The sequence below is a fragment of the Cobetia sp. 14N.309.X.WAT.E.A4 genome, from assembly GCF_030397495.1.
GTDB classification, from domain to species: domain Bacteria; phylum Pseudomonadota; class Gammaproteobacteria; order Pseudomonadales; family Halomonadaceae; genus Cobetia; species Cobetia marina.
Genome location: NZ_JAPNXT010000006.1, coordinates 188,266 through 212,656, shown reverse-complemented (window position 1 = coordinate 212,656; position 24,391 = coordinate 188,266). Strand labels below are relative to the sequence as shown.

The window sequence follows — 24,391 nt, the reverse complement described above, 5'->3', positions numbered from 1 at the left end:
CGAATTCTGGAACGACGAAGACACGCAAGCCCGCGTGAACGGGCTTGCGTGTCTTCGGATGGTGACCCTCGGTCAAGTCTCTGTCTCGCCGAGGGTTGTCTGCTGTCTGCAGGGAAGTGCTGGGATCAGAACTGGTCTTCCTCGGTAGAGCCGGTGAGGGCGGTGACGGAGGAGTTGCCACCCTGGATGACATTGGTCATGTCATCGAAGTAGCCGGTGCCGACTTCCTGCTGGTGTGCCACGAAGGTGTAGCCCTTCTCGGCGGCGGCAAATTCGGCTTCCTGTACCTTCTCGACGTAGTGCTTCATGCCTTCGCCCTGGGCGTAGTCGTAGGCGAGATCGAACATGTTGAACCACATGTTGTGGATGCCGGCCAGGGTGATGAACTGGTACTTGTAGCCCATGTCCGAGAGTTCCTGCTGGAACTTGGCGATGGTGGCGTCGTCGAGGTTCTTCTTCCAGTTGAAGGAAGGCGAGCAGTTGTAGGCCAGCAGCTGATCCGGGTATTCCTTCTTGATCGCTTCCGCGAAGCGGCGTGCTTCCTCGAGGTCCGGCTTGGCCGTCTCGCACCAGATCAGGTCGGCGTAGGGCGCGTAGGCCAGACCGCGTGCGATGGCCTGATCCAGGCCGGCATTGACGCGATAGAAGCCTTCGTCGGAGCGCTCGCCGGTCAGGAACGGCTTGTCGTAGTCGTCGACGTCAGAGGTGATCAGGTCAGCGGCGTTGGCATCGGTACGCGCGATGACCAGCGTCGGCACGCCGGCCACGTCAGCGGCCAGACGCGCGGCGACCAGCTTCTGCACCGCTTCCTGGGTCGGCACCAGCACCTTGCCCCCCATGTGACCACATTTCTTGACCGACGCCAGCTGGTCCTCGAAGTGCACGCCGGAGGCGCCCGCGCGGATCATGGCGGTCATCAGCTCATAGCCGTTGAGTACGCCACCGAAGCCGGCCTCGGCATCCGCCACGATGGGCGCGAAGTAGTCGACGAAGCCGGCATCGCCCGGATTGGCCCCTTTCTGCCATTGGATCTGGTCGGCGCGACGGAAGGTGTTGTTGATGCGCTTGACCACGGTCGGCACGGAATCCACCGGGTAAAGGGATTGATCCGGGTACATGGCCTCGCTGGTATTGTTGTCAGCGGCGACCTGCCAGCCGGACAGGTAGATGGCTTCGATACCGGCCTTCACCTGTTGCATGGCCTGGCCACCGGTCAGGGCGCCAAGACAGTTGACGTAGCCCTTCTTGGCATCACCATTGACCAGTTTCCAGAGCTTTTCGGCACCACGCGTCGCTAGGGTGTTGGCTTCCTGGACGGAGCCGCGCAGGCGCACCACATCCTCTGCGGAATACGGGCGTGTCACGCCTTCCCAACGTGCATTTTCGGCCCAGTCCTTTTCCAGCGCTGCAATCTGTTCGGCACGTGATTGAGTCATGGTGCATCTCCTGATGGCTTCGTCGCAGGGCCTCGAGGGCGCCTGGCATGTCGTGGTGTCTTGTGTCTGTTGCCGTGTCATCTGGTGAATCAGGGCGGGACCTGGTCAGAAACTGGCGTGCGGAAATGTCGTGAGACCCTCCGGGCTGCCTGCCGCTCATCGCCGCCAAGCGCTATCCATCATTTGTCATTGTCATCGTGGGATAGCGAGATCATCGTTTGTTGTTGTGGGTCTTGAAGTCGTGTCGGTCAGGCGAGTTCTCTCGAGCAGTACCTGATGGCAGCCCTCGCGCATCTCAGGATGAGGCTGCAGAGTCAGACGCTCGAGCCAGGGCTGCAGGAAGTAGAGGCTGGCCTCCAGGACTGGCACCGTGCAGTTCGCAAGTCTTGCCGTGACGCGGGGAGGGCGGCCATCCGGCGCTCTGAGGCGCGCGATGAGCTCCCCCCAGCAGAGCGCCTCTCGCACACTGCCGATGTGAGCGATATCGAGCCCGGCATGGCGTTCGCCGCGATGCCGCGCGGCGGCCAGCGTCCAGAAGGCCAGCGGGAGGGGGCGTCCGGCGATCATGAGCCCCTTCACGGCTTGCTCAAGCCCGGGTAGCGCGAGACGTGAATCAGCCGCCAGTCCGTCACCCTGACGTGCCACCTGCCAGGTGTCGTCGCGCAATCCCGGCTCCGGTCCCGTCGACGCCGGCTGCGAGGTCCCATCGAATCGTTGCCATTGCCAGTCGTTGCCTGCCAGGTGCCAGCGCTTGTCACGGCTCAGATGACAGATCGTCTGTGCCTGTGCAGCGGTCGGTTCTGGTGGAACGCTGGGCAGGAGGTCGATCATCGGGCGAGCCAGTCTGGCGAGGCGTGCCTGCATCTCTCGGGAGTGCCACAGCTCACTCTGGGCTTCCTCCAGTGGCTTCCCCGTGATGCCACTGGTGGCGCTGCGTCTCGGCACATGGCTGCTGACGCTGGCCATGGCGCTCCCGCTGGATGTGGCAAGCGTTGCAGAGGGTATGCCATGCATGGGGAGGCCTCCTGATTGGCGATGCCGCAATGCAGCGTGATGGGGATGACTCCTAGCATCGCTGTGAATCATCGCGTTGTCTTTCATTCCTTGGTCGTATTAAAACGACCGTTTCATACCGTTTCAACGCTGAGGATAATTCGCATGACAAACGAGTGTTTTAATATTTTCAATATCATCATCATGTCAGGTTTCATGGGCCTTGGGGAATGATGACTTGGTCACGTTTCACGTTGTAGTCAGACTACAAGATATTTGAAGGCATAAAAAAAACCGGCCCCCACAGGGAGCCGGTTTCTGGTGACAAAACGTCGCTTTTCAGTTGAGAATCAAGCGCATGCTGCGGTGCGGTATCCCGGCATCGATGAATTCCTCACCGAAGGCCGTGAAGCCCAGGCGTTGATAGAATTCCAGAGCGTGGATCTGGGCATCGAGCAGTACCTCTGCGTGACCCGCCTGGCGAGCGGCATGAATGGCCGCCTCCATCAGGCGCAGACCAAGCCCCAGCCCCCGTGCCTGGGAGAGCACGGCGACGCGACCGACATGGCCATCCGGCAACAGGCGAGCGGTCCCGACGGCACGCCCTTCAAGGCGTGCCAGGAAATGGACGCACTGCTCGTCGCGGCCGTCCCATTCCTCGTCCTGCGGGACCTGCTGCTCTTCGATGAAGACCACGCGACGGATCTCGCTGGCCTCATCGGCGAGGGTCTGCCAGTCACCGCGTTCCAGACTGATCATGGCGTCACTCATGCGTCATCTTCCTCCTCGTCCTCTTCGTCCTGCAGGTCGCATTCCAGAATCAGACTGCCGCGATTGACCAGCGCCGTGAGCAGGCTGACCACTGCCTTGCGATCAAGGTCGGCCGTCGTGTAGTCAAGCAACACCGCCGTCAGGCGTTCGCTGGAGGCCAGCGCTTCCGCGAGCGCCGGGGGCGCGGGGACGCCATCGCCATCGACGAACAGGGTGCTGGTGTCATTCTCACCGTGACGGAAGGCGAAGCGCGAGCCCAGCGAGCGCACCAGTACGCCTTCATCTTCCAGATACTCGACCAGTTCATGCGTCTTGAGCGCCGGCTCACGGGCGGCGAGCTGCTCCAGATACTTGGGCTGGGTCATGTAGCGACCGAACCACTGGGCCAGCTGGGCCGGGTTGTCCAACGTGCTGAGCAACAGTTCGCGTACGCGCTCGAGCGAGGCGTCGTCCAGCTCGCCGGCATTGGCGACCGGTGCCATGCCCTGGTCACGGTAGCGCAGCGATTCCGGCAGGCTGGCACCCAGATAGTCGGCGTAGGAGGTGACGACTTCATCGGCGGAAGGGGCACGGAAGCCGACCGAGATGGTCATGCAGTCATCGGACTGGCTGACGCCGTGGTGGGCCAGACGCGGCGGCACGTAGAGCATGTCGCCCGGCTCCAGCACCCAATCCTCGCCCGGCGTGACCTCGAAGTGCTTGAGGATGCGCAGGTCGATGCCATCGATGATCTCGGCGTCATCACCGTGCATGCCGCCCAGCTGCCAGTGACGCTGGCCTTGCGCCTGGAGCAGGAAGACATCGTAGTTGTCCAGGTGCGGACCGACGCTGCCGCCGGTGGGCGCGTAGCTGATCATGATGTCATCGAGGCGCCAGCGCGGCAGGAAGGTGAAGGGCTCGAAGAGGGCAGCGACGTCCGGGACATAGTGGTCCACTGCCTGCACCAGCAGGCTCCACTGGCTGTCGTCCTTGGCATCGAGACGCGCAAAGGTGGCGTCATCGAAAGGCCCGTGGCTGACCTGCCAGGCCTTGTCGGGACCATGCTCTTCCACCAGGCGTGCCTCGATGCCGTCCTCGCAGGCCAGTCCCGCCAGTTCATCGGCTTCCAGCGGCGTCTCGAAATCCGCGAAGGCGCCGCGAATCAGCAGCGGCTTCTGCTGCCAGTAGTCGCGCAGGAATTCGCGGATGCTCAGGCCGCCCAACAGTGCCAGTGGCGTGTCGGTGTCGTGGGGGGCGGGGGATGTGCTCATGCAGAACCTCTCGAACGTGAGCCGCGGCCCTTGGTGGGCCTGCGTGTCTCGCGATGACGTCGGTGAAGCCGCTTCCGGTTGGCTGGCGGCAATGCGATCCATGCCGACCCGCGTGGGGCGTGACATGTCGTGCGCACTGACGTGGATACGTCAGTGGTCGTGAATCCAGTGTGTCGTTCAATGTGCAGCGTGCTGCATGCTGTCTAATACGCAATGCATGACGCCGGAGCAGAGGCCCCGGCGTCTTAAGACTTGCAGTGACCTGCGCCGCTTAGAGCGCCTTGGCCTGTGCAATGGCGTTGCCGATGTAGCTGGCCGGGCTCAGAGCCTTCAGCTCGGTCTTGACGTCTTCCGGCAGTTCCAGCGTCTCGATGAAGGCGGCGAAACCGGCCTGGTCGATGCGCTTGCCACGGGTCAGCTCCTTGAGCTTTTCGTAGGGCTTCTCGATGCCGTAACGACGCATGACGGTCTGGATCGGCTCGGCCAGCACTTCCCAGCTGTTGTCCAGATCCGCGTTCAGGCGTTCCGGGTTGGCTTCCAGCTTGCTGATGCCCTTCAGGGTCGCCTGGTAGGCGATCAGGCCCTGTGCCAGACCGGTACCGAGATTGCGCAGCACGGTGGAGTCGGTCAGGTCACGCTGCCAGCGGGAGATCGGCAGCTTCTGCGCCAGATGGCCCAGCACGGCGTTGGCGATGCCCAGATTGCCTTCGGAGTTCTCGAAGTCGATCGGGTTGACCTTGTGCGGCATGGTGGAGGAGCCGATCTCGCCGGCCACGGTGCGCTGCTTGAAGTAACCCAGCGAGATGTAGCCCCAGACATCACGATCGAAGTCGATCAGGATGGTGTTGAAGCGGCAGACGGCATCGAACAGCTCGGCGATGTAGTCGTGCGGCTCGATCTGGGTGGTGTACGGGTTGAAGGTCAGTCCGAGGCTCTCGACGAAGGTTTCGGCATTGGCCGCCCAGTCGATGGCCGGGTAGGTGGTCAGGTGGGCGTTGTAGTTGCCCACGGCACCGTTGATCTTGCCGAGCATCTCGATGCGTTCGATCTGGGCCAGCTGACGACGCAGACGCGCGGCGACGTTGGCCATTTCCTTGCCCAGGGTGGTCGGGCTGGCTGTCTGGCCGTGGGTACGCGACAGCATCGGCTGTTCGGCGTGCTGGTGAGCCAGTGCGACGATGGCCTCGGTCACTTCACGCATCTGCGGCAGCAGCACGTTGTCCAGACCGCCACGCAGCATCAGGGCGTGAGACAGGTTGTTGATGTCTTCACTGGTGCAGGCGAAGTGGATGAATTCGGTGACGGCGTTGAGCTCAGCGTTGCCCTCGACCTTCTCCTTCAGGAAGTACTCGACCGCCTTCACGTCGTGATTGGTGGTGCGTTCGATGTCCTTGATGCGCTGGGCATCCTCGACACTGAAGTCGCTGACGATGGCGTCCAGCACGGCGTTGGCTTCCTTCGAGAAAGCCGGCACTTCAGCGATCTCGGCGTGGGCGGCCAGGCGCTGCAGCCAGCGCACCTCGACGGTGACACGGGCACGGATCAGGCCGAATTCACTGAAGTGCTCGCGCAGGGCCTCGGTCTTGGCGCCATAACGGCCATCGACAGGAGACAGAGCGGTGAGGGCGGACAGCTGCATGATGAGAATCTTCCGATGGTGGCAGGACAGGACGTGCTGCCAGTTCAAGTGTCTCGGAACCCGCTTGACGGGTTCCAGCGTTGTTGAAGCGAATTCGGGGTGTGCGCGGTGTTGCCTGGCGGGCGTGCTGCCGGCCAGGCGAGCCGGCATCAGTCCAGCTGGCGCAGGGATTTCTTGAGCGCGGAGCGCTGGAAGATCAGCTTCCAGCGACGGCCGCCCTGCTGGTCCCACAGCAGCGCGAAGCGTACGCCGGCCAGCAGGGCGCAACGGATGCGCTCTGGCATCATGCGTTGCTGCAGCAGACCGGGATCGCCCTGCACCACGATCCGGTAACGGAAAGTGGAGAGGGTCTGCTGGTAGAGCTCGCCGAGGCTTGCGATCACGTTCTCGTGGGTCGGCCCGAAGTGCTCGGCCTGGCCCTGGATACGCGTCAGGCCTGCCCCCAGCTTGTCCAGCATGTCCGGGTCCTGCTTGAGCTTGCTCATCAGCATCACCAGCGAGAAGCCATAGCGCATCACCACAGGGGAGACCTGACGCCGATCCATCACCGCACTCACGGTGTCGATGCCCAGGCGCAGGCGGTTGTGATGCCCGCCGTAGATGGCCTCGAAGCTTTCCGGGTTGGTGTCCAGAGTGGCGTTGACCAGGGTTTCCCAGGCGCGCTCATCGCACTGGCCATGACGGGCGAGCTCATCGACCAGCGCGGCCGCCTGGAAGACGCCCGCCAGCGAAAGCGCCTGGCGGGTGGTGGTATCAGTGACGGGACGGATCGGCACGCTGGTCATTGCGCGGCAGACTCCTCGGGGCCAGAGAGCGGGGCGGCGGCCATGCTGCTGGCCGCTGCCGGAAGTTTCCAGGCGGCATCGATCACGCCGCCACCCAGACAGATGTCGCCGAGATAGAAGACGGCTGACTGACCGGGCGTGACGGCACGTTGTGGCTCATCGAAGCGTACCTCGACACGCTGGCCGTCATTGACGATCAAGGTCGCGGCCTGATCTTCCTGACGGTAGCGATTCTTGCAGCGGATACGCAGTTCGCCGTTGGCATCGGCCGCGGGCGGCTCGCCCGCCACCCAGTCGACGGACTCGGTGCTCAGGACCTGGGTGTAGAGCAGCTCGTGGTGCTTGCCCTGCACGGCGATCAGCACATTGCGCTCCAGATCCTTGGCACAGACGAACCAGGGAGCGTCCGGATGGTTGCGCAGTCCGCCGATGCCCAGGCCCTGGCGCTGGCCGAGGGTGTAGTACATCAGGCCCATGTGCTCGCCGATGACCTCGCCGTCAGGCGTCTCGATCTTGCCCGGCTGGGCCGGCAGGTACTGCTTGAGGAAGTCGGCGAAGCGTCGCTCACCGATGAAGCAGATACCGGTGGAGTCCTTCTTGCGCGCGGTGACAAGCTCATGCCTCTCGGCGATGGCCCGCACTTCGTGCTTCTCCAGTTCTCCCACCGGGAACAGGGTGCGCGCGATGGCGGACTCCGGCACGGCGTGCAGGAAGTAGCTCTGGTCCTTGTTGGTGTCCAGGCCCTTGAGCAGGCGCGCACGACCGTCACGCACGCCGCCACGCACGTAGTGGCCGGTGGCGATCAGCTCGGCACCCAGCATCTCGGCATACTCGAGGAAGACCTTGAACTTGATCTCCCGATTGCAAAGGATGTCGGGATTCGGCGTGCGACCGGCCTTGTACTCGGCCAGGAAGTGCTCGAAGACATTGTCCCAGTACTCCGCGGCGAAGTTGGCGGTATGCAGCTTGATGCCGAGCTTGTCGCACACGGCCTGGGCATCGGCCAGGTCTTCGATGGCGGTGCAGTATTCGCTGCCGTCATCTTCGTCCCAGTTCTTCATGAACAGGCCTTCGACCTGGTAGCCCTGCTCCATCAACAACAGGGCAGAGACAGAGGAGTCGACACCGCCGGACATGCCGACGATGACCTTGGTTCCGGTACCGGTTTCAGCGGTCATCAGTTCTCTCGTCACCCGCGTGGCCGCGAGTCGTCACAAACAGGGGAGGCGGCGGATACGTCATTCTGGCACCGCTTGATTGACCGCGATTATACCTGAAGGCGTGGGTGGGATTCACCCCGCCTGCAGCCTCTGACGCACGGCAGGCGCCTGAGCGGTCACGAGGGCGCGCGTCAATCGTGGATGACGTCGAGCGGGAAGCGCTTGCCACGCAGGCTGTCGCGGATACGGCGGGTCACCAGCGGGCTGCGCAGGCGCCCCATGGCCTCCAGCTGCTCGATTTCCTCGAGAGTCAGCCAGTGGGTCCTGACGATGTCTGGGTCGAGTGGCGTGTTCAGGTGCTCCAGCGCCGCTGCCTCGAAGCCATGCGAGTGGAAATGGGTGCCATCCTCGGCGACGTGCACGTACAGGCCAAGATAGCCCGTCAGCAGGATACGCCAGGCCGTTTCCTCACGTACCTCGCGCTGCACGCCATCAATGATGCGCTCGTGGGGCTCGAGGTGGCCGGCCGGCTGGTTGAACAGCGTCGCGGGGCCGCCCTTGTCCTCTTCGACGATCAGATAGCGCCCGGCGCGTTCCACGACACAGGCAACGGTGGCATTCGGGGTCCAGCGTGCAGCCATCAGGATTTTCTTCCTTTCTTGTGGGAGGGGGGGCGTGAGGAGGAGGGGCGCGAAGATCCGCCGCTGCGTTTGCCTGCGGCTGCCTTGCCTGACGCTGGCTTGCCGTCGGCATGGTGGCCGGCCTGCCTGTCGGACTGTCGAGGCTTGCGCTTGTCGGCACCCCTGGTGCGCTGCTTCGGCCCCGAGCCGTTCTTGCGCTCCCCGGAGCCGCCGCCAGCGTTCCTGCCGCGAGCGGGCGGGCGCGCCTTATGTGGCGGCACGGGCATCTCGACCTCCTCGCTGCGCCACTCGCCGGGTGCCAGGCCATCGAGCTTCCAGGGGCCGATGGCGGCTCGGACAAGGCGCAGTGTCGGCAGACCGACATGTGCGGTCATCCGGCGTACCTGTCGATTGCGACCCTCGCTGATGATGATCTCGAGCCAGTGGGTGGGAATGCTGGCACGAAAGCGCACGGGAGGTTGCCTTTCTGGCAACGCCGGTGGGTCGATGAGCCTGACCTGGGCCGGTCGGGTCATGCCATCCTTGAGCTCCACGCCGGCTCTCAGCGCGGCGATGGCCTGCTCATCAGGGGCGCCTTCCACCTGCACCCAGTAAGTCTTGGGTTGCTTCTTCTTCGGATGTGCGATCTGGTGGGAGAGCGCGCCATCACTGGTGAGCAGCAGCAATCCTTCCGAATCGTAATCGAGGCGTCCGGCGGCATAGACATCCGGCACGTCGATGAAGTCCGCGAGGGTCTGACGGCCCTGATCGCGGTCGGTGAACTGCGTCAGAACGCGGTAGGGCTTGTGTAGCAGATATATGAGAGACATGGTTTAGACTTTTGTCGCGGCTGCCGTATAAGCCTACTGTGAGAAGCGGCACGGGTGCTATACTCGCGCCTCCACTGAATCCATGACAGGGGAGTTATCAATGGGGTTCCAGAAGATTGTCGTCCCGGAAGGCGGTGCCAAGATCACCGCAAATTCCGACAATACCCTCAACGTTCCGAATAATCCGATCATCCCGTTCATCGAAGGCGATGGTATCGGCGTGGACGTGACTCCGGCCATGAAGATTGCCATCGACGCTGCTGTCGAAAAGGCCTATGGCGGTGAGCGCAAGATTCACTGGATGGAAGTCTACGCCGGTGAAAAAGCCACTCACGTCTATGACGCTGACACCTGGCTGCCGGAAGAGACTCTCGAGGCTGTCAAGGATTACGTCGTTTCCATCAAGGGTCCGCTGACCACTCCGGTGGGCGGTGGTATTCGCTCCCTGAACGTCGCACTGCGTCAGAAGCTTGACCTGTACACCTGCCTGCGCCCGGTGCGCTGGTTCACGGGTGTGCCGAGTCCGGTCAAGAAGCCGGCCGACGTCGACATGGTCATCTTCCGCGAAAACTCCGAAGACATCTACGCAGGTGTCGAATGGAAAGCGGGAACGCCGGAAGCCGACAAGGTCATCAAGTTCCTGCGCGAAGAGATGGGTGTCACCAACATCCGCTTCCCGCAGAACTGCGGTATCGGCGTCAAGCCGGTGTCCGAAGAAGGTACCAAGCGTCTGGTCCGTCAGGCTGTCCAGTACACCATCGACAACGACCGTGAGTCGCTGACCCTGGTGCACAAGGGCAACATCATGAAGTTCACCGAAGGTGCCTTCAAGGACTGGGGCTACGAAATCGTCAAGGACGAGTTCGGCGGCGAGCTGCTGGATGGCGGCCCGTGGATGACCTTCAAGAACCCGAACAACGGCAAGGACATCGTGGTCAAGGACGTCATCGCTGACGCCATGCTCCAGCAGATCCTGCTGCGTCCGGCGGAATACGATGTCATCGCTACCCTGAACCTGAACGGTGACTACCTGTCCGACGCTCTGGCGGCGGAAGTGGGTGGTATCGGTATCGCGCCGGGTGCCAACCTGTCCGACACCGTCGCCATGTTCGAAGCGACTCACGGTACTGCACCGAAGTACGCCGGTCAGGACAAGGTCAACCCGGGCTCCGTCATCCTCTCCGCCGAGATGATGCTGCGTCACATGGGTTGGGTCGAAGCCGCGGATCTCGTGCTGAAAGGCGTCGAGAAGGCCATCGCCAAGGGCGAAGTCACCTATGACTTCCATCGCCTGATGGACGATGCCAAGCTGCTCAAGTGCTCCGAGTTCGGTCAGGCTGTCGCTGACAACATGGATGCCTGAGATCCGACACTTGTCTGACCGGGACTGACGTTCCGTTTCAGGCAGTGCAGGGTTTTCAGAAGAAGGCCCCCGGACGTGTCCGGGGGCCTTCTTGCGTCTTGAGATGTCGTTTCGTCTTCCAGGAGACGACATTCCGGCGCGCTTTGCGCCCGCTCGTGAGCACACTTGAGCGCAGGGCGCTTGCATCATGCGCGACATGCCCTCATCTTTTCCTTATCCCATCAACGTCAATGCCCGGCGATGGAAGTGGCCTTCCGTCGTGGCGCGTTGAGGCAATCAGCTTCGCCACTGCTTGTGTTCACCGGATCAGCCCCTTATGTTCAAGACAGACACATCGTGCAGCAGCTTCTCTTTCTCGCAGCTGTTGCGGATCAGGAATCAGGCTCCCTCGGCACAGGAGCCGTCGCACCAGGAGGATCAGGATGGCGATCTGGCGTTCGCTACCGCTGAGCCCGAACTGGCGCCACCGCCCATGTACAAGGTCGTTCTGCACAATGATGACTTCACGCCGATGGATTTCGTCGTGGAGGTGCTGACCACCTTCTTCAACAAGGATCAGGAGCAGGCAGTACAGATCATGCTCGCTGTCCATCATCAGGGAAAAGGAACCTGTGGCATCTTCAGCCGCGACATCGCGGAAACGAAATGCCACCAAGTGAATCAATATGCTCGAGAGTGCCAGCATCCGCTGCTGTGCGACATCGACCGGGCGGAGTGATCCGTCCAAGACGCGGCCTAGAGGGGACTTGCCATGTTGAGCAAAGAACTTGAACTGACCCTGAACACGGCCTTCACCGTGGCACGTTCCAAGCGCCACGAATTCATGACCGTGGAACACCTCCTGCTGGCACTGCTCGACAATGCCTCCGCTTCGGACGTCTTGCGCGCCTGCGGCGCCAATCTGGACAAGTTGCGAGTCGACCTTCAGGACTTCATCAACTCCACCACCCCGCTGATCCCGGAAGAGCAGGAAGACCGCGAGACGCAGCCGACGCTGGGCTTCCAGCGCGTGCTTCAGCGTGCTGTCTTCCATGTCCAATCCTCCGGCAAGAGTGAAGTGACCGGCGCCAACGTGCTGGTGGCCATCTTCTCCGAGCAGGAAAGCCAGGCGGTCTACTTCCTCAAGCAGCAGAATGTCGCGCGGGTCGATGCGGTCAACTACATCGCCCACGGCATTTCCAAGGTGGCGGGTCACACCCAGGCGCCTCAGGCGTCGGTCGAGAGCGAGGAAGGCGAGGAGAGCAGCAGCGAGAGCGGCAACAGCCCGCTGACCAACTACGCCACCAACCTCAACGACCAGGCGCGTCTGGGCAAGATCGATCCGCTGATCGGCCGTGATGAAGAACTCGAACGCGTGGTGCAGATTCTGGTGCGCCGTCGCAAGAACAACCCGCTGCTGGTCGGCGAGGCCGGTGTCGGCAAGACCGCCATCGCGGAAGGTCTCGCCAAGCGAATCGTCGAGGAAGACGTCCCGGAAGTCATCAAGGAAGCCGTCGTCTACTCGCTGGATCTCGGCGCGCTGCTGGCGGGTACCAAGTACCGCGGTGATTTCGAGAAGCGCCTCAAGGCCCTGCTGGCGGAGCTGCGCAAGGAACCGAACTCGATCCTGTTCATCGACGAGATCCACACCGTCATCGGGGCGGGAGCGGCGTCCGGTGGCGTGATGGATGCCTCCAATCTGCTCAAGCCGCTGCTGTCTTCCGGTGAGCTGCGCTGCATCGGTTCCACCACCTTCCAGGAATTCCGCGGCATCTTCGAGAAGGACCGTGCGCTGGCACGTCGCTTCCAGAAGGTCGATGTCATGGAGCCGTCGGTGGACGACACCATTCGCATCCTCAAGGGGCTGCGAGGTCGCTTCGAGGAGCACCATGCCCTCAAGTACACCGATGCGGCGCTCGAGACGGCAGTGCGACTGGCGGATCGCTACATCAACGATCGTCAGCTGCCTGACAAGGCCATCGACGTGATCGATGAAGCCGGTGCTCACCAGCGTCTGCTGCCCGAGAGCATCCGTGTCGATACCATCGATACCGAGCAGGTCGAGGCGATCGTGGCGTCCATCGCGCGCATTCCGCCGAAGACGGTCTCCAGCTCCGACAAGAAGCTGCTGTCCAATCTCGAGCGTGATCTCAAGATGTTGGTGTTCGGTCAGGACGATGCCATCACCGGCCTTTCGGCAGCCATCAAGCTGTCGCGTGCCGGACTCAAGGCGCCGGACAAGCCGGTGGGCAGCTTCTTGTTCGCTGGGCCGACAGGTGTCGGCAAGACCGAGGTCGCGCGTCAGCTGGCAGCATTGATGGGGATCGAGCTGGTGCGCTTCGACATGTCCGAGTACATGGAGCGTCACACTGTCTCGCGCCTGATCGGGGCACCGCCGGGCTATGTCGGTTATGACCAGGGCGGGCTTCTGACCGAAGCCATCACCAAGCAGCCGCATTGTGTGCTGTTGCTGGATGAGATCGAGAAGGCACACCCGGAAGTCTTCAACCTGCTGCTGCAGGTGATGGACCACGGCCGCCTGACCGACAACAACGGTCGCGAAGCGGACTTCCGCAACGTCATCCTGGTGATGACCTCCAATGCAGGGGCCGAGCAGGTGGCGCGTCGCTCCATCGGCTTCAAGCATCAGGATCACTCCACCGATGCGATGGAAGTCATCCGCAAGACCTTCTCGCCGGAATTCCGCAACCGTCTGGATGGCATCATCCAGTTCGGCGCGCTGGATCTCGCCGTGGTGCGCAATGTGGTCGACAAGTTCCTGGTCGAACTGCAGGCACAGCTTGATGAGAAGCGCGTGCAGCTGGACGTGGCGGATGAAGCGCGAGACCTGCTGGCGACTCTGGGCTATGACCCGGCAATGGGGGCTCGTCCGATGGCGCGCGTCATTCAGGAGAAGCTCAAGAAGCCGTTGGCCGAGATGATCCTGTTCGGTGATCTGTCGGAGTCCGGTGGTATCGTGCATGTCACGGTCGATAACGGCGAACTGCACCTGGAGACCGAAGCTGAAATGGCCTGAGGGTCGCCCCGGCTCGTGATGTATTGATGCCCCGCAGTATCATCACAATGAACGGTCAGTGCTCAGGCACTGGCCGTTTTCTTTTGCCTGAAAAGCGAGCCAGCGCAGTGATTCCGCTCCGCCGAGGGTCAAATGCCGACAGCAGGGTCCATGGCGGAAAGGACGGCCGATGGTGCAGTCGAGAGAAGCAAGAGGGCAGGGAAGAAGAGGGAGTGGGGACGGATTACGCAGAAGGGGAAAGGCGAAAGGCGCCCACGCCAAGGCCTCTGCCGCAAGGGCAGCGTGTCATGGCAGGGGGCATGGATGAGCCGCTTGTCCTCATGGGATGGGAGCGAAGGCCATACGGGCGTTCGGGCTCAGGACGCATCCACGGGGCAAAGCGGCATCATCGGAATACTCTGGCGCGCACCATCGAGACGCGCCTTCAATGTCACGAGGAGTCGTGTCACGAAGGGCTGGTGGTGCGCTGTTCCGGGTCCGAGCGGGGGGATCAGGCAGGAAAGGCTTCCATGTCTGAAATGCCAGGACGGCCGGTTCAGCCAGCCGGTGTCACAGGGAGCATTGGCAAGTGGGGTGAGGGCAGATCTTGATTTGCCATGCCCCCGCAGCCTGATGCTCGATGTCGAGTGACCGGCAAGGCAGTCAGACCGTGCTCAGCGCGAACGGTAGACGATACGGCCCTTGGACAGGTCGTAGGGAGTCAGCTCAACCTTGACCTTGTCACCGGTCAGGATGCGGATGTAGTTCTTGCGCATCTTGCCAGAGATGTGTGCGGTCACGATGTGGCCGTTTTCCAGTTCTACACGGAAAGTGGTGTTCGGAAGGGTGTCGACGATGACGCCTTCCATTTCAATATGATCTTCACGCGCCATATAGGCTGATCCTCATCTGATACAGGGAGTAATGCGGTGGGTTCCGAGCCATCCGCGCACAGAAAAGTGCCGGATTCGGGACTTCGATAGGCGATATTGTGCCGCAAGGGCGGCAGCAAGGCAAAGTCGAAGCGAGATTGTACGCTCCTTGAGCGCTCGTGGGCAGGCCGCAGGAGCGATAAAATCGTATCCAGTGCCACCGACAGGTTCCGCCGGCGGCAGAGGCTGCCCTTGTCCACTCTCGAGCTTCCCTTTCGAACCCCCTCTCGAGAACCCGCTGCACCGAGGTTGGGCAGCGGCACTGCCATGAGGTTCCCCATCCTTTCAGGAGCGGGAAGGCGAAGGCGGGCCCTAGGCGTCGCGCTGCAGGCTGTCACCAGTCTTGATGAGGCTCAGGGGGAGGTGAGTATCATGGAAGCTGAAGGGGATTCGGCGACGCCAATGGCTGCCATCCAGGTATTCCAGCGGTTGGAAATGCTGCTTGTAGTTCATCTTGCGGCAATCCCGTATCCAGTAGCCCAGATAAAGATGCGCCAGAGCCTCCCGGCGCGCCTGCTCTATCTGCCACAGTACGGCGTAGGTGCCGAGGGAGCGCGACTGGAAGGCTTCATCGGGGTCGTAGAAGGTGTAGATGGCGGACAGCCCATGGCTCATGCGATCCATGGCCGCGACCGCCACCAGCCTGCCATCGAGCCGGAAGCTGATCAGGCGTGCATATTCATCGCGTGACGTCAGAAAGGTACGGTATTGCTCGTGGCTTGGCGGGAACATGTCGCCATCGGCGTGACGGCTACGGATATAGTGCGCATACAGACGATAGTGTTCGGGATCGAACAGTGCCGGGCCTTCCTCGATGGTGAGATCGGCATTGCGCTTGAGCAATTTCTTCTGGGTACGGTTGGGCGTGAAGTCGGCGATGGGGACTCGTACCGAGATGCAGGCGCGGCAATCGCCGCAGTGCGGTCGATAGAGGTGTGAGCCGCTGCGACGAAAGCCGAGCAGAGCCAGAGCATCATAGACGCCGGAGTTGGGCGCTTCCTGTGGGTCGAGGAACAGCGTGGTCGCCTGGCGTCCTTCCAGGTAGCTGCAGGCATGGGGCACGGTCAGGAAGAAGCGCAGATCGCGTTGCGGTTGTTTGGGGGTATTGCTGCTCACCTTCGCTTCATCTCCCTCACTGCATCAGTGTGGACGCCGGCAGCCCATCGTCGGTGATGACCTGCGCCAGGATGGCGGTATCGTTCCAAGGACCTGATGACCTTCACCTTGCGATATGGCTCACAGGTCTTGATTGCCGTGTTTCAAGGGCTCGGTTGTCAGTGACCACTTGCCCTCATGCCCTTCGCCAGTGGCATACTGGTCAAGATAGCTGATGAATTCGCTGCGAGCGATGCTGCAAGCCCCAAGGCTCTCCAGGTGCGGGGTGTGCATCTGGCAATCGATCAGCGGAAAGCCGCGTGCTTCAAGTTCACGGCACAACACGACCAGTGCCATCTTCGAGGCATCCGTGGTGCGAGAGAACATGGACTCACCGAAGAAGACCCGGCCACAGGCCACGCCATACAGGCCGCCTACCAGGCTGTCACCCTGCCAGACCTCGACGCTGTGGGCGTGACCCATGGCATTCAGAGCGATGTAGGCCTGCTGCATTTCTGGCAATATCCATGTGCCGGCCTGCCCCTCACGGGAAATGCTGGCACAGGCATCGATGACGCCGGTAAAGTCGCGGTCGATGCTGAAGTGGAACCCGCCATTGCGCAGGCGTTTGGCCAGACTGCGACGTACGCGCACCTCCTCGGGTCTCAGCACCATGCGCGGGTCTGGCGACCACCACAGTATCGGGTCACCCGGGCTGAACCAGGGAAAGATCCCGCGAGGGTAGGCCGCCAGCAACCACTCGGGGCTGAGGTCGCCGCCCGCGCACAGCAGGCCATCGGGGTCGCTCAGCGCTTCGCTGGCATGCGGGAAGCGTACGGGGGCAGGAGGAAGCCAGGGCAGCATGGGCAGTCTCTTGTTGGATCGTGAACAGCTCAGTGCAATGCGCTCGTGACACCTGGATGTCATGGGCAGACGTGAATCGGCAATTGTGACGTCACTGCCATCGGATGGTTATGATAACCGGCTGAAGGTACATGGAAAATCGCCCACAAGGTGCAAGGGGGATGGCGACTTGACTGCCAAGAGTGCCAGAAAGACAAGTCGGGATCAGGCGAAGCCGGAGACCCGCAGCCGCCGCGCGGCAGCAACACCGAGAAAGCGTGCCCGCCAGAAGGCGGATGCGCCAGGCTTCTTCGCTCGCCTGCGGGGCGCTTCAGCGGCCAGCAAGCCCGCGCCCCGCAAGACGCCCAGAGTCTCGGGCAAGCCCGCGAAGAAGGACACGAGCAGGAATGAACCGCGCGAGATGAGCGCGGCGGCCCTGCGCCGTGAAGAGCGCCAGGCTGAACGCGAGGAGCGCAAGGCCATCCGTGCCGAACGACGCGCGGAAGCCCAGGCTCGCCCGCCTTCACGACTGACGACCACCTTGCAGGGTGTCAGCCGTGAAGGCGTGGTCATCCTCATGCTCAGCCTGTGCGTCTTCATGCTGCTGGCGTTGTTCAGCTACGCGCCGACGGACCCCGGCTGGTCCTACAGCGGTCCTGAGTCGACGACGAGCAACTGGATGGGCAGCATCGGTGCCTGGTTGTCCGACGTCCTGTATTCCCTGTTCGGTGGCAGCGCCCTGTGGTGGCCTGCCATGCTCGGTTTCGGTGCCTGGCGTCTGATGCGTCAACCCAGCACCGAGCTGGTGTGGGACCCGACCACCATCGCGGTGCGTGCCGGCGGGCTCTTCCTGTTGATCATGGCGACTTGCGTGATCGGCGATATCCAGTTCTACAGCCCTGACAGCCAGCTGACCAACGGTGCCGGCGGTATTCTGGGCAAGGGCATCGCAGGAGCGCTCACGCCCTTGATCGGCATGGGCGGCACCGTGCTGGCGTCGCTTGCCAGCTTCCTGTGTGGTTTCACGCTGTTTACCGGCATGTCGTGGCTGACGGTCATGGACGAGCTGGGCAATGGCTGCATGCGCCTTGGCATCTGGCTGAAGGAGCGACTCAACAGTCGTCGTGATGATGAATACGATGACGAGGCGACCTATGCCGAGGAGGCGCTGACTCACGACGAGAACGATGCCGACAACGAGCCGGAGCGTGATGACGAGCGACTGAGCTGGTGGCAGCGTCTGTTGCCGCGCCGTCGAGAGGAGCGTGTCGAGTGGGAAGAAGACAGCGACGAGATACTGCTTGGCGCAGCGCAGGCTGACGACACTCTGGCGGCTGAGCCACGTGGCAAGCGTCGGGTGGAACCCTCGCTTGGCGGTGACGACGATTTCGCCAATGATCGCAGCACGGATATCCCCTGGCAGACAGCCGAGACCACGCCTTCCGCCAAGGTACCGGGGGCTGCCTACACCGAACGCATGACGGTGCAGAGTGCCACGGTCAACATCGAGGGCGTCGAGCTTGCCAGCGCCGTGCAGGCGGCCGTGGCGTCCCAGGCTGCCGCGGCCCCCAGAACGGCAGCCTCGCCCGAGAGCGCCGCAGACTCACGCGCCGATGTGACCCGCTCGCGCCTGCCGGATGCCTCTGCCATCGAAGCCGAGCGTCAGCGTCACGCCTCGGCGACTCGTGACACCGAGGCGTCGACGTCCGGCAGCACGCCGCCAGTCGATAGCTCGGTGAGCGAAACCGCACCGGTGACAGAGTCTCGGCCAGCGAAGGAGTGGGACGCTGCGTCCGCCTTCGCACCTGCAGCGCGTCAGGACACCCGCCAGGCAGAGTCGACCTCCCGCGAAGCTGGCAAGGCGCCGCAGAGCCAGGCAGACCGTGAGACTGAGGCGGCCCGCGAAGCAGAAGCGGCACCTGAGGCCGAGGCAGCGCGTGAAGCGGAAGCAGCCCGTGAAGCGGAAGCGGCCCGAGAAGCCAAGGCAGTCCGTGAAGCAGAAGCGGCACGTCAGGCCCAGCATGAGGCCGAGACCTCCCGTCAGGCCGCCGCGCAGGAAGCCGAACGCGCTCACAAGGCAGCCAATCCGGCGCTTCAGCCGCCTGAGCCGCGTGATGAAGAGGATGCACCGCTACCGAGAGAGTCCTCCCTGGCAGGCGCTGCGGTCGGTGCCGGCGTGATGGCTGCCGGTGTGGCAGCAGCGGCCTCGCGCAAGGCCGTCGTCTCCTGGGATGATGCCTTCGAGGCCCCCACCGGCAAATCCACCGATGCCACACCCACCGCATCGGGTTCGGCAACTGCTGGTGCGAGCGGTGCTGGTGGCGTCTCGACGTCAACTTCGGCTCCGACACCGACACCGGCAGAACCGACGGAGCCGGCGCCACGTGCGTCAGAGCCTGAGCAGGTTTCCCGAGAGCCAGCTTCTCGAGAGCTGGCCGCTCGTGAGTCGGCCGCCCCGTTGCAGCCGGCAGAGCCGCAGGTGCCGGAAGACGAGATCGAGCCGCAGCAGGCCCCCGCCAACGCGACGCCTGAGCGTCCGAGCTGGGCCTATGACGGCGATGAGTCCGGCATGGTGCCGGGTGCCGGGCGACTGGCGACGGCGGAAGATGCGCAGGAAGCGGTACGGGATCCCTCCGGGCCGACACTCTGGACCGTGGAGCACCTGCAGAGTCAGCGTCACGAGGGCTCGGATCACGAAGAGGCGCCGGAGGGCGATCTGCCACAGCTCAGCCTGCTGACGCCCCCGGATGAGCAGAAGCCCAACTACAGCGAAGAAGAACTCGACCAGATGGCCGAGCTGCTGGTGGTGCGTCTGCGCGAGTACGGGGTGAAGGCCGAGGTGGCGGATGTGTGGCCGGGGCCGGTCATCACGCGCTTCGAGATCCAGCCGGCGCCGGGGGTCAAGGCCTCCAAGATCTCCAACCTGTCGACCGACCTGGCGCGTTCACTGCTGGTCAAGAGCGTGCGGGTGGTCGAGGTGATTCCGGGGCGTCCCACGGTCGGCATCGAGATTCCCAACCCCAACCGCGCCATGATCCGCCTGCGCGAAGTCTTCGACTCGGATGCCTATCAGCTGGCGGATTCGCCGGTCACGCTGGCGCTGGGTCAGGACATCGGGGGCGCACCGGTGGTGGCCAATCTGGGCAAGATGCCTCACCTGCTGGTGGCCGGTACCACCGGTTCGGGCAAGTCGGTCGGCATCAACTCGATGCTGATCTCGATGCTGCTCAAGGCCACGCCAGATGAAGTGCGCATGATCATGGTCGACCCCAAGATGCTGGAGCTGTCGGTCTATGACGGCATCCCGCACCTGCTGGCACCGGTGGTGACGGACATGAAGGAGGCCGCCAATGCCCTGCGCTGGTGTGTCGCCGAGATGGAGCGTCGCTACAAGCTGATGGCCGCCATGGGGGTGCGTAACCTGGCCGGCTTCAATGCCAAGATCGATGAAGCCGAGGCGCATGGCGCCCAGATCGCTGACCCGCTGTGGGAGCCACAGCCCTGGGAGATGCACCAGCATCCGCCGGTGCTCGCCAAGCTGCCCTATATCGTGGTGGTGATCGACGAGTTTGCCGACATGTTCATGATCGTCGGCAAGAAGGTCGAGGAGCTGATCGCACGTCTGGCCCAGAAGGCGCGTGCCGCGGGGATTCACCTGATTCTGGCCACTCAGCGCCCGTCAGTGGACGTGGTGACCGGCTTGATCAAGGCCAACATCCCGACGCGCATGGCCTTCCAGGTCTCTTCCAAGATCGACTCGCGCACCATTCTCGACCAGGGCGGTGCGGAAGATCTGCTGGGCCATGGTGACATGCTCTATCTGCCGGCCGGTGCCGGCATGCCGACGCGTGTCCACGGCGCCTTCGTCGATGATGACGAGGTGCACCGCGTGGTGGATGACTGGAAGCGTCGCGGCACGCCGGAGTATATCGAGGAGATCCTCACCGGCGGCGTGCAGGCGGATGCGCTGGCCGGGCTTGAGGCCGAAGGCGAGGACGGCGATGCCGAGCAGGATGCGCTCTACGATGAAGCGGTCGCCTATGTGGTCGAGTCGCGTCGTGCTTCCATCTCCGCCGTGCAGCGGCGCTTCAAGATCGGCTACAACCGTGCCGCACGGCTGGTCGAGGCGATGGAAATGGCCGGTGTCGTCTCCGCGATGGGCACCAACGGCTCGCGGGAAGTGCTCGCCCCCAACCATAGCGGCTAGTGCAGCCAAGCGTTTGAGTTGAAACATGAAAGACACGAAGGGGAGCTTTTGGCTCCCCTTCGTGTCAAAGACGTCAGATCACCTGTCAGACTCGCGGCGAGACTGGCAGGCCACAACCCGAATCGCTGACATGAGGTGGATATCGCGCGTCGAGGCCTCAGGCCGCAGCCATGTCCGTCTCATTGCAAGGAGTGTCATGAATACACCGTCACGTTCTTTCGTTTCCTCATTGACCACCCGTCTGGCCAAGGGGCTGGGCGCCGCCTTGATGCTGGGCATGGCCAGCCTGCCGGCCCACGCCGATGACGCCGCCGGAGAGCGTCTTTCTCGCCTGCTGGAGCCCCTCAAGACCTATACCGCCGACTTCGATCAGCAGATTCTCGATGCCTCGGGCCAGCGTCTGCAGGAAGCCCACGGCAAGATGTGGCTGTCACGTCCGGGCAAGTTCCGCTGGAGCGTCGACGCGCCATACCGCCAGGAGGTGGTCTCCGACGGCAAGGAAGTCTATCTGCATGACCCGGATCTGGAGCAGGTCACCGTGCAGCCGCTGGATGAGCGCGTGACCCACACGCCGGCACTGCTGCTGTCCGGGCGTTCCAGCGAATTGACCGCCAACTACGATGTCGAGCGCCAGCAGCAGGGGGCCCGCGAGACCTTCACGCTGACGCCCAAGCAGGCCGACACCCTGTTTGAAAGCCTCAAGCTGACCTTCGACGGCGAGCAGCTCGACATGCTGCAGATGGCCGATTCCACCGGCCAGCGTACGGCCATCGATTTCCATGATGTCCAGTACAACCCGAGTCTGGAGGCCAGTCGCTTCGTGTTCCAGATTCCTGAAGGTGCGGATGTCATTCGCGAGCAGTGATCCGCGAGCAGTGACATGATGATCAGACGACAACGCCCGGGCCAGATGGCCCGGGCGTTGTCGTTTCTGGCGCTCACGACTGGGCGTCAGGCGTGTTCCGGTCGGCGTGGTCATCCAGCTCGCGGCGCCAGCGCTCTATCTCGGCAAAGCGCTTCTCGCCGCCATACTGGGTCGGGCGGTAGAACTGCTGTACCGGCAGTTCCTCGGGCCAGGCGTTGTGCGCCGTGCCGGCGGGATAGCCGTTGGGCTCGTTGTGGGCATAACGATAGCCTTCGCCCATGCCCAGCTCCTTCATCAGGGTCGTCGGCGCATTGCGCAGATAGACCGGCACCCCGAAATGCGGCTGCTGGCGCACGAAGGCTCTGGCCTCCTTCCACGCCGTGTCGATGGCGTTGCTCTTGGGGGCGATGGCCAGGTGGATCGCCGCATGCGCGATGGCACGCTGGCCCTCGTAGTCGCCCAGGCGCAGATAGGCGTCCCAGGCCGCGATGGTCAGCGGCAGGGCGCGCGGGTCGGCGTTGCCCACATCCTCGGAGGCAATCGCCGCCAGCCGACGCACCACATCCAGCGGATCCCCGCCGCCATCCATGAAGCGTGCCATGTACAGAAGCGCCGCGTCGGGGCGCGAGGAGCGTACCGACTTGTGGATCGCCGACAGCAGGTCGTAATAGTCATCGCCCTGCTTGTCGAAGCTTGAGGCCTGATGGCCCAGCACGGCCTCCAGCGAGCTGTCCTCGAGTATCTCGCGCGTTCCCCCCTGGGCATCTGGCTCACGGCGCACGAAGTCGCAGGCGGTTTCCAGAAGGCCCAGGGCACGACGCGCATCTCCCGAGGCTGCTCGCGCAATCCGGGTCAGCGTCTCGCGGCTGGCGTCGATCTGACGCGTGCCGAGGCCATTGACCTCATCGCGCAAGGCACGGGTCAGCACCTCGATCAGATCCTCCTCGTCCAGTGCCTTGAGCACATAGACCCGCGCCCGCGACAGCAGTGCCGAGTTGACCTCGAAGGACGGGTTCTCGGTGGTCGCGCCGATCAGCGTCAGCAGACCCGACTCCACATGCGGCAGCAGGGCGTCCTGCTGACTCTTGTTGAGGCGGTGGATCTCATCGAGAAACATCACCGTCTGGCGCTCGCTGGCCTGATGGTGGCGCGCTCGCTCCACCACCTCGCGGATGTCCTTCACGCCCGCCATCACCGCCGACAGCTGTTCAAGGTGTGCATCACAGCCGTGGGCCAGTATCTCGGCCAGCGTCGTCTTGCCGACGCCCGGCGGCCCCCACAGGATCATCGAGCGCACCACGCCGGATTCCACCATCTGGCGCAGCGGCATGTCAGGCCCGACCAGCGCCGCCTGGCCGATGTAATCTTCCAGCGAGCGCGGTCGCATGCGGTAGGCCAATGGCGCATGGGAATTCGAGGCGGTATCGGCAAAGAGATCCATCGGCGAGTCAGGCTCCGGCAGGCGTGGGCGGGGAATGCGCTCATCATGGCCGATCACGCAAGCCTGTACAAATCAGCAGGGCTGGCGCGGCCTGCCAACGGCATCAGGCCATCCGTGACTTCTTCACGGACTGTCATGTTTTCCTGACAGCATGCCTCGCGCATTCAGGCAATCCCGCCCAACGTCTAACGGGCGCTCATGGGATGTGTCCTACACTTCAGGATGACGACATTGCTACATTCGGTAGCAATGCCCGAGGCGGCAGCGCTGTCTGCCAGCATCGGCCACCTGTTCCGTCAGGAGGAGGAAGTCATGCCCAATGTGACTCAGCTGCGCCAGGACCACGCCAACATGGCGCGTCTATTGCACGTGCTCTCGCATCGCCACAGGACACTGGTCAGTGGCGAACGCCCGGACTTTCGCATGATGCGGGAAGTGGTGGATTACATTCTCGATTACATGCAGGGCTTCATCATTCCGCTGGAGCGTCAATGCACGCAGATGTTGTGCGAGCGCTCCGAGGACGCCTCACCCCTGTGTCAGCGGCTCATCCAGCAGTATCACACTCTGCACGGCCGTCTCTCCAAGCTGTCCGACAATCTCGACAGCATCCTGATGGATCAGATCATACCGATGGATCAGTTCATCCATGATCTGCGCGACTATGTCGAAGCGCATCGTGACTACCTGCGTGCCGAGCGTACCGAGCTGTTTCCGCTGATGCGGGACAATCTCAGTGATGAGGAATGGCAGCAGCTGACCGACGCCATCCCGCATGCCCGTGCAGAGCTTGAGCGTCTGCAGGAAGCCTATCCGGAACTCTACGCCGAGCTGACCGAAAGTGAGGTCGTGACCGCCTGATCCCCTGCACATGAAGGCCCTGTCGTCTCGTGAAGGTGAGGTCGCGCTCCAGAGCACTGCGCCGGAGCGCGCCCCCGTCTGACAGAAAAAAACCGACATTTCGCCCGCCACAACAGAAAGAACGCCAAGCCTCTGGCGGGCATTCCCGAAAGTCTCCTCCCGTCACATCCCCCACACTGAAGTCACTGAAACGCGTCCTTCGCAGGCCTCGGGCTGCGCGAAGGACACTGCCCATGCAGTGCTCAGTGATGTGCATCCTTGCCGATATCCACAAGGGGCAGATCGTCTGAGTGTCCAGATGACGG

The 24,391-nt window shown here is 63.0% G+C and carries 18 protein-coding genes and 1 pseudogene; 6 read left to right on the top strand and 13 right to left on the bottom strand.

Going from position 1 to position 24,391, the window contains the following annotated elements; genetic code table 11:
* Positions 1-125: 125 nt before the first annotated feature.
* The 9 genes and pseudogenes from aceA to OW493_RS10440 all read right to left on the bottom strand — a co-directional run.
* The gene (gene aceA / locus OW493_RS10480) at positions 126-1,436 is read right to left on the bottom strand and encodes an isocitrate lyase (protein ID WP_077375362.1); all 1,311 of its coding nucleotides are present in this window, start codon (positions 1,434-1,436) and stop codon (positions 126-128) included.
* Between the two features lie 192 nt (positions 1,437-1,628).
* Positions 1,629-2,450 carry a hypothetical protein gene (locus OW493_RS10475; RefSeq protein WP_289864065.1) on the bottom strand — a complete coding sequence of 274 codons (822 nt, stop codon included), beginning with the start codon at positions 2,448-2,450 and terminating at the stop codon, positions 1,629-1,631.
* 318 nt (positions 2,451-2,768) lie between these two features.
* The gene (locus tag OW493_RS10470) at positions 2,769-3,200 is read right to left on the bottom strand and encodes a GNAT family N-acetyltransferase (RefSeq protein WP_077375356.1); all 432 of its coding nucleotides are present in this window, start codon (positions 3,198-3,200) and stop codon (positions 2,769-2,771) included.
* Entirely contained in the window at positions 3,197-4,450 is a 1,254-nt protein-coding gene (locus OW493_RS10465; RefSeq protein ID WP_289864064.1) for a cupin domain-containing protein, read from the bottom strand. Before OW493_RS10465 ends, OW493_RS10470 begins: the two co-directional genes overlap by 4 nt.
* A 271-nt stretch (positions 4,451-4,721) precedes the next feature.
* Positions 4,722-6,089: an adenylosuccinate lyase gene (purB, locus tag OW493_RS10460; RefSeq protein ID WP_077375351.1), complete on the bottom strand. Its 1,368-nt coding sequence runs from the start codon at positions 6,087-6,089 to the stop codon at positions 4,722-4,724.
* A gap of 149 nt (positions 6,090-6,238) precedes the next feature.
* Complete coding sequence (hflD, locus tag OW493_RS10455; RefSeq protein WP_077375348.1) at positions 6,239-6,874, bottom strand: high frequency lysogenization protein HflD; 636 nt, start codon at positions 6,872-6,874, stop codon at positions 6,239-6,241.
* Complete coding sequence (gene mnmA / locus OW493_RS10450) at positions 6,871-8,052, bottom strand: tRNA 2-thiouridine(34) synthase MnmA (RefSeq protein ID WP_077375345.1); 1,182 nt, start codon at positions 8,050-8,052, stop codon at positions 6,871-6,873. Before mnmA ends, hflD begins: the two co-directional genes overlap by 4 nt.
* Positions 8,053-8,225: 173 nt before the next feature.
* Positions 8,226-8,675 (bottom strand): NUDIX hydrolase, encoded by a 450-nt coding sequence (locus OW493_RS10445; protein WP_136938838.1) that lies wholly within the window; start codon positions 8,673-8,675, stop codon positions 8,226-8,228.
* 275 nt (positions 8,676-8,950) lie between these two features.
* Positions 8,951-9,484: pseudogene (locus tag OW493_RS10440) on the bottom strand (pseudouridine synthase); the annotation flags it as partial.
* Positions 9,485-9,584: 100 nt separating this feature from the next.
* On the opposite strand from OW493_RS10440, the gene icd reads away from it, so the two are divergent.
* The 3 genes from icd to clpA all read left to right on the top strand — a co-directional run bounded on the left by icd (position 9,585) and on the right by clpA (position 13,863).
* Positions 9,585-10,847, top strand: a complete 1,263-nt coding sequence (gene icd / locus OW493_RS10435; RefSeq protein WP_065392420.1) for an NADP-dependent isocitrate dehydrogenase — start codon at positions 9,585-9,587, stop codon at positions 10,845-10,847.
* Positions 10,848-11,163: 316 nt separating this feature from the next.
* On the top strand, positions 11,164-11,565 hold the full coding sequence (gene clpS / locus OW493_RS10430) for an ATP-dependent Clp protease adapter ClpS (protein WP_077375336.1): 402 nt from the start codon (positions 11,164-11,166) through the stop codon (positions 11,563-11,565).
* A 33-nt stretch (positions 11,566-11,598) separates the two neighbouring features.
* Positions 11,599-13,863, top strand: coding sequence for an ATP-dependent Clp protease ATP-binding subunit ClpA (clpA, locus tag OW493_RS10425; RefSeq protein WP_077375333.1), 2,265 nt, complete (start codon positions 11,599-11,601; stop codon positions 13,861-13,863).
* Between the two features lie 653 nt (positions 13,864-14,516).
* Here clpA and infA read toward each other — a convergent pair.
* The 3 genes from infA to aat all read right to left on the bottom strand — a co-directional run bounded on the left by infA (position 14,517) and on the right by aat (position 16,733).
* Positions 14,517-14,735 (bottom strand): translation initiation factor IF-1, encoded by a 219-nt coding sequence (gene infA / locus OW493_RS10420; protein ID WP_024953359.1) that lies wholly within the window; start codon positions 14,733-14,735, stop codon positions 14,517-14,519.
* 351 nt (positions 14,736-15,086) lie between these two features.
* A complete protein-coding gene (locus tag OW493_RS10415; RefSeq protein ID WP_084207979.1) occupies positions 15,087-15,890 on the bottom strand; it encodes an arginyltransferase in 804 nt (267 codons plus the stop codon).
* A gap of 120 nt (positions 15,891-16,010) precedes the next feature.
* On the bottom strand, positions 16,011-16,733 hold the full coding sequence (gene aat / locus OW493_RS10410) for a leucyl/phenylalanyl-tRNA--protein transferase (protein ID WP_289864062.1): 723 nt from the start codon (positions 16,731-16,733) through the stop codon (positions 16,011-16,013).
* Between the two features lie 400 nt (positions 16,734-17,133).
* Here aat and OW493_RS10405 point away from each other — a divergent pair, with 400 nt between their 5' ends.
* Both OW493_RS10405 and lolA read left to right on the top strand, forming a co-directional pair.
* On the top strand, positions 17,134-20,919 hold the full coding sequence (locus OW493_RS10405) for a DNA translocase FtsK 4TM domain-containing protein (protein ID WP_289864060.1): 3,786 nt from the start codon (positions 17,134-17,136) through the stop codon (positions 20,917-20,919).
* A 268-nt stretch (positions 20,920-21,187) separates the two neighbouring features.
* A complete protein-coding gene (lolA, locus tag OW493_RS10400; RefSeq protein ID WP_103751423.1) occupies positions 21,188-21,784 on the top strand; it encodes an outer membrane lipoprotein chaperone LolA in 597 nt (198 codons plus the stop codon).
* 73 nt (positions 21,785-21,857) lie between these two features.
* Here the strand turns inward: lolA and OW493_RS10395 are convergent, their stop codons facing one another.
* Positions 21,858-23,225: a replication-associated recombination protein A gene (locus OW493_RS10395; RefSeq protein WP_084207982.1), complete on the bottom strand. Its 1,368-nt coding sequence runs from the start codon at positions 23,223-23,225 to the stop codon at positions 21,858-21,860.
* A 312-nt stretch (positions 23,226-23,537) separates the two neighbouring features.
* Between OW493_RS10395 and OW493_RS10390 the strand changes: the two genes are divergently transcribed.
* Complete coding sequence (locus OW493_RS10390) at positions 23,538-24,086, top strand: hemerythrin domain-containing protein (RefSeq protein ID WP_077375707.1); 549 nt, start codon at positions 23,538-23,540, stop codon at positions 24,084-24,086.
* The last annotated feature ends 305 nt before the right edge of the window (positions 24,087-24,391 follow it).